The organism is Paraburkholderia sp. (assembly GCF_036488505.1).
Lineage (GTDB): Bacteria > Pseudomonadota > Gammaproteobacteria > Burkholderiales > Burkholderiaceae > Paraburkholderia.
In genome coordinates this window covers 1-9,988 of sequence record NZ_DASXHN010000065.1, presented here as the reverse complement: position 1 = coordinate 9,988, position 9,988 = coordinate 1, and the positions used below count along the sequence as shown (strand labels likewise).

Sequence of the window (9,988 nt, the reverse complement as noted above, 5' to 3'; positions counted from 1 at the left end):
TACATCCCAGGACGCTTGCGCACGGCCTCCAGACCTTCGAGGATCTGAATGGACGAGGCGCCGTAGCTGTTATCGGGCTGCGTATTGTTCGTTTCAGTCATGGATTTTTTCCGGTTCTGCGTTACTGCAAGGTTGCTGCTCGGGACTTTTCAAAACGCCATAAAAACGCCAAAGGGGCGCTGCGCCCCTTGGTATGTTCGTGGTGTTGGACGTATCAGATGCGCATCGGCATCACTACGTATTTGAATTCGTCGTTCTCGGGAATCGTGATCAACGCGCTGGAGCTGGCGTCGCCCAGGCTCACTTGCAGCATGTCCACCTTCAGGTTCGCGAGCACGTCGAGCAGATACGTGACGTTGAACCCGATATCGACGCTGTCACCGTCGTATGCGATTTCCAGTTCTTCCTGCGCCTCTTCCTGGTCGGCGTTGGTCGACATGATCTTCAACTGGCCCGGCTCGACGATGCAGCGCACGCCCTTGAATTTGTCCGACGTCAGGATCGCGGCGCGCTGCAGCGAACGCTGCAGTTCTTCGCGGCCAATCTCGAACTTGTTCTTGTGCGACTTCGGAATCACGCGCTGGAAGTCGGGGAACTTGCCTTCCACGAGCTTCGACACGAGTTCGACCTGGCCGAACGTGAACTTCACCTGCGTTTGCGCGATGTCGATCTTCAGCGTGTCGTCGATGTCTTCGAGCAGACGCTGGAGTTCGAGAATCGTTTTGCGCGGAATGATCACTTCCTGCCGTGCGAACGAGCCTTCGATCTTCATCGACGAAAACGCGAGACGGTGGCCGTCGGTCGCGACCGCCATCAACTGGTCGCCGTCCACCACCAGCAGCATCCCGTTCAGGTAGTAGCGGATGTCCTGCTGGGCCATCGAGAAATGAACCATGCCGAGCAATTGGCGGAAGGTTTTTTGCGGAACCACGAGGCTCGCGCCGTAGTCTTTAGCCTGAGCGACGGTCGGAAACTCGTCCGCGGCGAGCGTTTGCAGCGCAAAACGGCTCTTGCCGGATTGCACGGTCAGACGCTTGTCGTTCAACGTCAGCGTGACTTGACCGTCGGGCATCGCACGCAGAATGTCGAGGAGCTTGCGCGCCGCCACCGTGGTCGCGACCGAATCGCCGCCCACGCCGAAATCGGCGCGCGTGGTGATCTGCAACTCGAGGTCGGTCGACAGGAACGACACGTCCGGACCGTTCTTGGTGATCAGCAAATTGGCGAGGATCGGCAACGTATGGCGGCGTTCGACGATGCCGCTCACGGTTTGCAGCGGCCTGAGGAGGTTATCGCGTTCGGTCTTGACCAGTTGCATAGGGTTCCTTCGTTGATATGACGGCCTGCACGCCTTACAGGACAAGCTTCTTCAGCGCGCAGCCGCAGCTCCCCGCCGGCGCTACCGCAGCGCCCGACACGGCGTGAAATCCGCCCGCGGCCGCCGGGCGGTTAAACCTGTATTGTGCCTGAAAACGGGACTGCCTCACTAAATTGGGGGCGAGTTCGGGAATAAACAGGTCGATTTTCCCGAGTGTTTTCCCGATCCGCGCGGTTTGTTTGTGCGATCCGCGAGGCAGGCCGTTTGGTGAGAAGTTCGCCGGGCCGGTTTCTGGCGCTTGCTGGTCACGCTTCACCTCCTGTCGCCGCCTCTTTCTGCCTCTGCTCCCCGCGGTTTGCGCGTCGCCCGGTCTCTGCGCGTTCTTCGATCGCTTGCAACTGTCTGCTGTTGCTGTTGCTGTTGCCCGTCTCTGGAGGGTTTCAGCGGTATCGAGCCGCTCCGGCCACCGCACTTAACCCTTCAGCGTTTGCTCGAGCACGTGCAACTCGTGATTCAGTTGCGCGTCCTTACTGCGCTCGTCGGCGATCTTGCGCACCGCGTGCAGCACGGTCGTGTGATCGCGCCCGCCGAACAGCTCGCCGATTTCCGGCAGGCTCTTCTGCGTCAGCTCCTTCGCCAGGTACATCGCGATCTGTCGCGGTCGCGCGATATTCGCCGGACGCTTTTTCGAATACATGTCCGCGACCTTGATGCTGTAGAAATCAGCGACGGTCTTCTGGATGTTTTCGACCGAAATCTGCCGGTTCTGCACCGTCAGCAGGTCTTTCAGCGCTTCTTTCGTCAGCTCGATCGTGATTTCGCGGCCGTGGAACTTCGAATACGCAAGGATCTTGCGCAATGCGCCTTCGAGCTCGCGAACGTTCGAGCGCAAGTGCTTCGCGACGAAGAACGCGACGTCCTCGTTCAGACTCACGAACTCCGATTGCGCCTTGCGCATCAGAATCGCGACCCGCATTTCCAGCTCCGGCGGCTCGATCGCGACGGTGAGGCCGGAATCGAAACGCGAGATCAGCCGATCGTCGATGCCCGAGATCTCTTTCGGGTAGGTATCGCTGGTGATAATGACCTGCGCCTTGTTCGCGACGAGCGCCTCGAACGCGTAGAAGAATTCCTCTTGTGTCCGCGACTTGCCGGAAAAGAATTGAATATCGTCGATCAGCAGCAGGTCGAGCGAGTGGTAGTAACGCTTAAAGTCATCAAACGCCTTGCGCTGGTACGCCTTCACCACGTCGGACACGTATTGTTCCGCGTGGATGTAGCGAATCCGCGCGCCGGCTTTGTCCATCAGCAATTGGTTGCCGATCGCGTGGATCAGATGGGTCTTGCCAAGACCGACGCCGCCATACAGGAACAGCGGGTTATACGAGACGCCAGGGTTGTCCGCGACCTGGATCGCCGCGGCGCGCGCAAGCTGGTTGGCCTTACCGGTCACGAAGTTATCGAAGGTCAGTACGGGGTTCAGCTTCGAGCGCTCGTACATCGAGTCGTTCTCGCCACTGCCCGAGGCGCCCGCGCCTTGGCCCGGACGCCACGTACGGCGGGCGGCCGCGGCTTCGTGTGCGTCGAGGCTCGGCAAATCCAGGTCGGCGGCGTCTTGGGCCGCACTACGGGAATTGCCGTTTTGCGTAGCGGCCGTGGCCGCCGCAGCGGAATTAGCGCGCGCCATGTGCGCCGCCTGCACGGCGCTTACGGCCGCATCGACGGCGGCCCCACCGCCTGCGTTACCGCCTTGTCGCGGCGCTGACGAAGGACGCGCGGGCGCCGTCGGCGCAGCCGCGGCGGGGCCGCGCATGCCAGCCTTCGGATCCAGCACGAACTGCACGTCGATCGGGGCATGCCAGAAATCGCGGGCCATATCCGCGATGCGGCCAGAGAACTGGCTCTTGACCCAGTCAAGCTTGAAGCGGTTCGGCGCGGCGATGGAAAGCGTGTTCGCATCGGCGTCGAAGGCGACCGGGGCCAACGGTTTGATCCACGTCACGTACTGCTGGGGCGTGAGCTCACGCTCCAGCAATGCGGAACAGTGTTGCCAGAATTCGTTCATCAAGTTGCTGTCGTTATGGTGTGCACGGCGGTCGCCGCTGCCCTTGTCGTGCGCGCGCAACAAGGCCCTGAGCAGCCAGGCGTTACGGCCCCGAGCGCTTGTGCCACAAGGGTTTGCGGGACAAATCCGGCCGGAGCGACGTGCAATATTTTTGGGAAAGTAACGTGGGATTCTAACGCCAAAACGGAGCCGCAAGGCAGTTATCCACAGGGACGGATCACCTGGTCGAGCGGCGGGAGGCAGCGCCTGACGGCCGCTAAACTATTGACGGCCAACGGAAACCGGGTTTAAATAGCGGGTTCCGCGAAAACCAATTTCAGTAAACCACCGGCCATTGCGCTTTCAGCGATGATCGCGCGGTTTTTTCGATCAAGTGAGAGCAACATGAAACGTACTTACCAGCCTTCCGTTACCCGCCGCAAGCGCACCCACGGCTTTCGCGTTCGCATGAAGACCGCTGGTGGCCGCAAGGTCATCAACGCACGTCGCGCGAAGGGCCGCAAGCGTCTCGCTATCTAAGGCGAGCGGATTGCGCGCTGTGACCAAAGCCCACGGCGAACTGGGAACGGCCGGGGCGCAGCAACCGGGCTCGGTTCCGTTGCCAGCGCAAGCCGCCTTCCCCAAAGCCGCAAGGCTGCTAAAAACGGATGAGTTTTCATCCGTTTTTCGTTTGCGGCCTTGGCGCCGTAGCGCGCACTTCGTCGTATACGGCCGGCCCACCGGCAACGAGGCGCGCCTTGGCCTCGTGATCGGCAAGAAGTACGCGCCGCGCGCGGCTACACGGAACCTGGTGCGCCGAATCGCGCGCGAGGCTTTCCGGCTGCGTCGCGCGGAATTCGGCGGTTGGGATGTCCTGCTGCGTCTGCATACGCGCTTCGACAGGAAAGCTCTGCCGAGCGCGTCGTCACCGCCACTGAAGGCGCTGTGCCGCAGCGAAATCGAGGCGTTGCTCGATAAGGCAGCGCGCGAAGTTTCCCGTCGTCAGGCGCCGCCCGCGGAAGCGCCCAGGACGGAATGACGCAGTGACAGCCCGTACCAACCTGGCCGCCCCAACGGGCGTTGCGCCGGCAGCTTCAGGTGGCGGGCGTCGCCCGGTACTCCACGTTGCGCGGCGCCGTCTGGCCGCATCTGCCATGCAAACGGTACTCATCGCTTTGTTGCGCTTTTACAAGCTTGCCGTCAGCCCCATGCTCGGCAACCGGTGCCGTTTTTACCCTTCCTGTTCTGATTACGCGCGCGAGGCAATCCAGTATCATGGCGCCGCGCGCGGGACTTATCTCGCCGTGAGGCGTGTTTGCCGCTGTCACCCGTTTTCCGCGGGCGGCATCGATCTCGTCCCGCCACCCACTTCTGAAAAGCGCTGACGCGCCGTTCCATCGACACTGAGACAACGCATGGATATCAAACGCACCGTCCTATGGGTCATCTTTTTCATGTCAGCTGTCATGCTGTTCGACAACTGGCAACGCGACCACGGACGCCCGTCGATGTTCTTCCCGAGCGCCACGCCGACCAAGACGGTCGCCAGTGCCGCGCCGGGAACCACGACGCCGGAAACCCAGCCGGCCGACCTGCCGGCCACCAACGCAGCCGCACCCGTCAATACGCCGGCGGCCACGCAATCGCAGCTCGTGAAGTTCAGCACGGACGTCTATAGCGGCGAAATCGACACCCGCGGCGGCACGCTGTCGCGCCTGTCGCTCGTCAAGCAGGGCGACGGCAAGCAACCGGATCTGGTCATCACGCTGTTCGACAAGACCAACAATCACACCTACCTCGCCCGCACGGGTCTGCTCGGTGGCGATTTCCCGAATCACAACGACGTCTTCACGCTGATGCCGAATCAGCCGACCCAGTTGGCTGACGGACAGAATTCCTTCCAGATGAGCTTCGAATCGCCGGAAAAAGGCGGCGTGAAGGTCATCAAGACGTACACGTTCACGCGCGGCAGCTACGTGATCGGCGTCGAGACGAAGATCCAGAACGTCGGCACGGCGCCGGTGAACCCGCAGCTCTATATGGAACTCGTGCGTGACGACCAGCCGGTCGAGACGCCGCGCTTCTCGCATACGTTCATCGGTCCGGCGGTCTACACCAACGAGCATCACTTCCAGAAGATGACGTTCGGCGACCTGGACAAGAACAAGCAGGACTTCGCGACGTCGGCCGACAACGGCTGGGTTGCGATGGTCCAGCACTACTTCGCGTCGGCGTGGATCCCGAAGCAGGGTGTCAAGCGTGACTTCTACGCGGAGAAGATCGATCCGTCGCTATATCGCGTCGGCGTGAAGGAGCCGCTGCCGACCATCGCCCCAGGCCAGACCATCACCGTGTCGGCGCGCCTGTTCGCCGGTCCGGAAGAAGAGCAAATGCTCGAAGGCATCGCCCCGGGCCTCGAGCTGGTGAAGGACTATGGCTACGTCACGATCATCGCGAAGCCGCTCTTCTGGCTGCTGTCGAAGATCCACAGCTATGTCGGCAACTGGGGCTGGTCGATCGTGCTGCTCACGCTGCTGATCAAGGCGGTGTTCTTCCCGCTGTCGGCCGCGAGCTACAAGTCGATGGCGCGCATGAAGGCGATCACGCCGCGCATGCAGGCGCTGCGCGAGCGCTTCAAGGGCGATCCGCAGAAGATGAACGCGGCGCTGATGGAGCTGTACAAGACCGAGAAGGTGAATCCATTCGGTGGCTGTCTGCCGGTCGTGATCCAAATTCCGGTATTCATCTCGCTGTACTGGGTGCTGCTGTCGTCGGTGGAAATGCGCGGCGCGCCGTGGATTCTGTGGATTCAGGATCTGTCGCAACAGGATCCGTACTTCATCCTGCCGGTGCTGATGGCCGTGTCGATGTTCCTGCAGACCAAGCTGAACCCGACTCCGCCGGACCCGGTTCAGGCCAAGATGATGATGTTCATGCCGATCGCGTTCTCGGTGATGTTCTTCTTCTTCCCGGCGGGTCTCGTGCTGTACTACGTCGTGAACAACGTGCTGTCGATCGCGCAGCAGTACTACATCACGCGGATGATGGGCAAATCGAAGGTGAAGCCGGCCTGACGTCACGCCCCGCGGCGAGCCGACAGCCCGCCGCAAACCCGGCTGCAAAAAAGCCGCCCGGTTGTGAACGGGCGGCTTTTTTTCATCATGCGGCGCAGAGAAAGGCGGCGCTCGACGGCGACTTCACGCCTCGTCGCTTTCGTCGCCTCGGTCGCTTTCGTCGTCGGTATCTTCGCCGTAAAAGCGCACGATCATTTCCTCGACCAGATTGCGGTCTTTAGGCGTCAGCGACGCGATCTTCGACGCGAGTTCAATCGTCTCGGGCGTGGGCGGATACTTTTCGCCGCGAGACATCGGTCTGCTATTGGCGCCGGGCGGTGGTCCGTAATGGAGCCAGTGTTCCTTGGCGTTCAACCATTCGGCGAGCGTGCGCAACTTATCCGGTTTCGGGATCGTCGTACCCGTGAGCCATTTGTGCGCGGTCTGCGGCGTCACGGGACGCTCGCCGCGATAGCGCAGGTTGAATTGCTCGGCAAGCTTGGTCCCGCCGCGAATTTTCAGCGGCTCCAGCAGGTCTCTGAGTCGCCTTGCAAAGGCGGCTTTTTCTTTGGCGGTTGGCATGGGCCAGATTGTGCAATTTGGCGTCCGACCAGTTGACAACCACACAAGATCAGATTTTTCTTATTTGAGATAGTTTTAGCTTGCGCCGCGCGCCCGGCAACGCATTCGGCGAAATGAATTTTTTATCATCTTTTGTTGCCTGGCGTGGCTTTGCCTCCGGCCCCTGTCCTAGCTTGTCTTAATCTTTCCGACAGAGTGCGGTAGCAAACCTAGCTTGCATAGGATAAATCTGATTATCGGAAACGGCGCGCGAGCCAACCGCATTCATGGCGCCGGCGCGACGACCCGCGGACCTTCGGTCATTCGATGCGCCCGCGTTACAATGCCTCGCGCCGCCTCCACCTGCGGCCCTCCCCGTCAGCGTTTTTGCCGAACTCCCGATGCTCACCACCGATTCCGATCCCATCGTCGCCATTGCTACCGCGCCCGGCCGGGGAGGCATTGGCGTCGTGCGGATTTCGTTTGGCCGGGCGGGCGAGGCGGCGGCCCAGCCGCTGATGCACGCACTCACCGGCCAGACACTCGCACCGCGCCACGCGAGCTACGTGCCATTCCTCGATGCGAGCGGCGCCCCGCTCGATCGCGGCATCGCGCTGTATTTCCCGGCGCCCCACTCTTACACCGGCGAGCACGTGCTCGAACTGCAAGGCCACGGCGGGCCGGTCGTGTTGCAACTCGTGCTGCAGCGCTGCATCGATGCGGGCCGCGCATTTGGCCTGCGCCTGGCCGAGCCCGGTGAATTCACGCGTCGCGCGTTCCTGAACGACAAGTTGGATCTGGCGCAGGCCGAAGCCGTCGCCGATCTGATCGAGGCGAGCACCGAAGCCGCCGCGCGATCCGCGGGCCGCTCGCTCGACGGCGCGTTTTCGCGCGACATCCACGCACTCGTCGAAGAGGTGATCACGCTGCGGATGCTCGTCGAAGCGACGCTCGACTTTCCAGAAGAAGAAATCGACTTTCTCGAAGCCGCCGACGCGCGCGGCAAGCTCGCCCGCATCCGCGAGCGCCTAACGCACGTGCTGAGCGAAGCGCGCCAGGGCGCGTTGCTGCGCGAAGGGATGTCGGTCGTGCTCGCGGGGCAGCCCAACGTTGGCAAGTCGTCGCTGCTGAACGCGCTGGCGGGCGCGGAACTCGCGATCGTCACGCCGATCGCCGGCACGACGCGAGACAAGGTCGCACAGACGATCCAGATCGAAGGCATTCCGCTGCATGTGATCGACACCGCCGGCCTGCGCGAGACCGAGGACGAAGTCGAGAAAATCGGCATCGAGCGAACGTGGGGCGAGATCGAGCGTGCGGACGTGGTGCTGCATCTGCTCGACGCGCGCACCGGCATGACGGCCGGCGACGAGACGATCGCCGCACGTTTTCCGCGCGGCGTGCCGGTCGTGCGGGTGCTGAACAAGACGGACTTGACCGGCCTCACGCCGGCCACGCAAGCACTGGACGCCGATCTCAAACTCAGCGAGGTGCGCCTGTCGGCGAAACAGGGCGACGGCGTGGCGCTGCTGCGCGACGAATTGCTGCGAATCGCCGGCTGGCAGGCGGGCGCGGAGAGCGTGTACCTCGCGCGCGAGCGGCATCTGATCGCGTTGCGCGCGGCCGACGAACACCTTGCGACGGCCGCCGCGCATGCGCAGCTGAATGCGCAGGCGCTCGACCTGTTCGCCGAGGAACTGCGGCTCGCGCAGGATCAGCTGAACTCGATTACCGGAGAGTTCAGTTCGGATGACCTGCTTGGAGTGATTTTCAGCAGATTCTGCATTGGCAAGTGATTACTGACGCACGAGCGCCTCAATCCCGCCTCCTGTGAGCCTGATACGTGACGTCTGGCATCGCGCTGCAGGCCAAAAAGGGGCCCATGTCAACCGAAAAACGTGCGAATCTTCGGTACACAACCGGTATAAGGACTAAAATCGCCGCAGTCCGTGCATCGAAGATCCCAGCATGCCCCGCCTCGCCACACCCCTCACCGAATCGCAGGTTCGCGCGCTCGAACCACGCGCCACCCGCTATTGCGTTGCCGACGGCAACGGCCTCGTGATCGAGGTCATGACGACCGGCAGCAAGATCTGGCGCTTCCGCTACACGCTGAACGGCAAGCGCGAGCCGCTCGCGACGATCGGCGATTACCGGATGATCTCGCTGCGCGTCGCGCGCGCCAAGGCACAGAAGTACGCGGCGCTGGTCGCGCTGGGCATCTTGCCGGTTGCCACCGCGCGGCGCGATCGCGGTGCCGAAGGCAAGGCCGACGTGCTGCGCGAAGCCGCCGATCTCTATCTGGCGACGGCGATGGCTGGCAAGTCCGACGAATACCGCCGCACCACGCGGCGTGCGCTCGAAAAGGACGTGCTGCCCGCGATCGGCGGCAAACCGATTGGGGCCGTGAACGCCGACGACATCGTCGCAATCTGCGAGCGAATCAAAAGCCGCGGCTCGCCGAAGATGGCGCTGCACACCCGCAACGTGGTCAAGCGTCTGTACGCATACCTGATCGCCCGCCAGCTCGCGACCAGCAATCCGGCCGAGGTCGTGCCGGCGCGCTCGATCGCGACATTCGACAGCCGCACCCGCGTGCTGTCCGGCGCCGAGATCGGCGTGATGCTGCGCTCGATCGACACCTCGAACATCCGTCGGCCGCTGAAGCTCGCGTTGCATCTGCTGGTACTGACGATGGTGCGCAAGTCCGACCTCATCGAATCGCGGTGGGTCGATTTCGATCTCGACAACGCGCGCTGGACGATCCCGGGCGCCCGCCAGGACCGCATCGTCCTTCTGCCGCGCCAGGCGGTGGCGATGCTGCGCGAACTGCACCACGCGCGCGCCAGCGAGAAGTTCGTGTTCCCGAGCGTCAGGGGCGACGATCGACCAATCGCCAAAAGCACGCTGAATCAGGCGGTCAAGGCGTTGGGGCTGCAGGTGGAGCATTTCGTGCTACATGACTTTCGTCGCACCGCATCGACGCATCTGCGGGACATCGAGCAGCACGTG

General features: G+C 62.5%; 10 protein-coding genes. 6 read left to right on the top strand and 4 right to left on the bottom strand.

The features are described from left to right. Positions 1 to 214: 214 nt before the first annotated feature. From dnaN to dnaA, 3 genes are all read right to left on the bottom strand, one after another. Positions 215 to 1,318: a DNA polymerase III subunit beta gene (dnaN, locus tag VGH68_RS03845; RefSeq protein ID WP_331602177.1), complete on the bottom strand. Its 1,104-nt coding sequence runs from the start codon at positions 1,316 to 1,318 to the stop codon at positions 215 to 217. A 34-nt stretch (positions 1,319 to 1,352) separates the two neighbouring features. Next, positions 1,353 to 1,634, bottom strand: a complete 282-nt coding sequence (locus VGH68_RS03840) for a hypothetical protein (RefSeq protein ID WP_331602176.1) — start codon at positions 1,632 to 1,634, stop codon at positions 1,353 to 1,355. 156 nt (positions 1,635 to 1,790) lie between these two features. After that, on the bottom strand, positions 1,791 to 3,383 hold the full coding sequence (gene dnaA / locus VGH68_RS03835) for a chromosomal replication initiator protein DnaA (protein ID WP_331602175.1): 1,593 nt from the start codon (positions 3,381 to 3,383) through the stop codon (positions 1,791 to 1,793). 384 nt (positions 3,384 to 3,767) lie between these two features. Between dnaA and rpmH the strand changes: the two genes are divergently transcribed. From rpmH to yidC, 4 genes are all read left to right on the top strand, one after another. Then, positions 3,768 to 3,902: a 50S ribosomal protein L34 gene (gene rpmH / locus VGH68_RS03830; RefSeq protein WP_004198824.1), complete on the top strand. Its 135-nt coding sequence runs from the start codon at positions 3,768 to 3,770 to the stop codon at positions 3,900 to 3,902. 19 nt (positions 3,903 to 3,921) lie between these two features. Next, a complete protein-coding gene (locus tag VGH68_RS03825) occupies positions 3,922 to 4,401 on the top strand; it encodes a ribonuclease P protein component (protein WP_331602174.1) in 480 nt (159 codons plus the stop codon). Between the two features lie 115 nt (positions 4,402 to 4,516). Beyond that, entirely contained in the window at positions 4,517 to 4,747 is a 231-nt protein-coding gene (gene yidD / locus VGH68_RS03820; protein ID WP_187632646.1) for a membrane protein insertion efficiency factor YidD, read from the top strand. Positions 4,748 to 4,777: 30 nt separating this feature from the next. After that, entirely contained in the window at positions 4,778 to 6,436 is a 1,659-nt protein-coding gene (gene yidC, locus VGH68_RS03815) for a membrane protein insertase YidC (RefSeq protein WP_331602173.1), read from the top strand. A gap of 123 nt (positions 6,437 to 6,559) precedes the next feature. Here yidC and VGH68_RS03810 read toward each other — a convergent pair whose 3' ends face one another. After that, the gene (locus tag VGH68_RS03810; RefSeq protein ID WP_331602172.1) at positions 6,560 to 6,997 is read right to left on the bottom strand and encodes an XRE family transcriptional regulator; all 438 of its coding nucleotides are present in this window, start codon (positions 6,995 to 6,997) and stop codon (positions 6,560 to 6,562) included. Between the two features lie 380 nt (positions 6,998 to 7,377). Between VGH68_RS03810 and mnmE the strand changes: the two genes are divergently transcribed. Beyond that, the gene (gene mnmE / locus VGH68_RS03805; RefSeq protein ID WP_331602171.1) at positions 7,378 to 8,772 is read left to right on the top strand and encodes a tRNA uridine-5-carboxymethylaminomethyl(34) synthesis GTPase MnmE; all 1,395 of its coding nucleotides are present in this window, start codon (positions 7,378 to 7,380) and stop codon (positions 8,770 to 8,772) included. 172 nt (positions 8,773 to 8,944) lie between these two features. Further along, positions 8,945 to 9,988: tyrosine-type recombinase/integrase (locus VGH68_RS03800; RefSeq protein WP_331602170.1), on the top strand; the 1,044-nt coding region annotated here is incomplete at its 3' end.

What these genes read in the sequence shown, in the direction of transcription:
- dnaN (WP_331602177.1), bottom strand. Translation starts at nt 1,318, where the DNA reads ATGCAACTGGTCAAGACCGAACGCGATAACCTCCTCAGGCCGCTGCAA.
- dnaA (WP_331602175.1), bottom strand. Translation starts at nt 3,383, where the DNA reads ATGAACGAATTCTGGCAACACTGTTCCGCATTGCTGGAGCGTGAGCTC.
- rpmH (WP_004198824.1), top strand. Translation starts at nt 3,768, where the DNA reads ATGAAACGTACTTACCAGCCTTCCGTTACCCGCCGCAAGCGCACCCAC.
- yidD (WP_187632646.1), top strand. Translation starts at nt 4,517, where the DNA reads ATGCAAACGGTACTCATCGCTTTGTTGCGCTTTTACAAGCTTGCCGTC.
- yidC (WP_331602173.1), top strand. Translation starts at nt 4,778, where the DNA reads ATGGATATCAAACGCACCGTCCTATGGGTCATCTTTTTCATGTCAGCT.
- VGH68_RS03810 (WP_331602172.1), bottom strand. Translation starts at nt 6,997, where the DNA reads ATGCCAACCGCCAAAGAAAAAGCCGCCTTTGCAAGGCGACTCAGAGAC.
- mnmE (WP_331602171.1), top strand. Translation starts at nt 7,378, where the DNA reads ATGCTCACCACCGATTCCGATCCCATCGTCGCCATTGCTACCGCGCCC.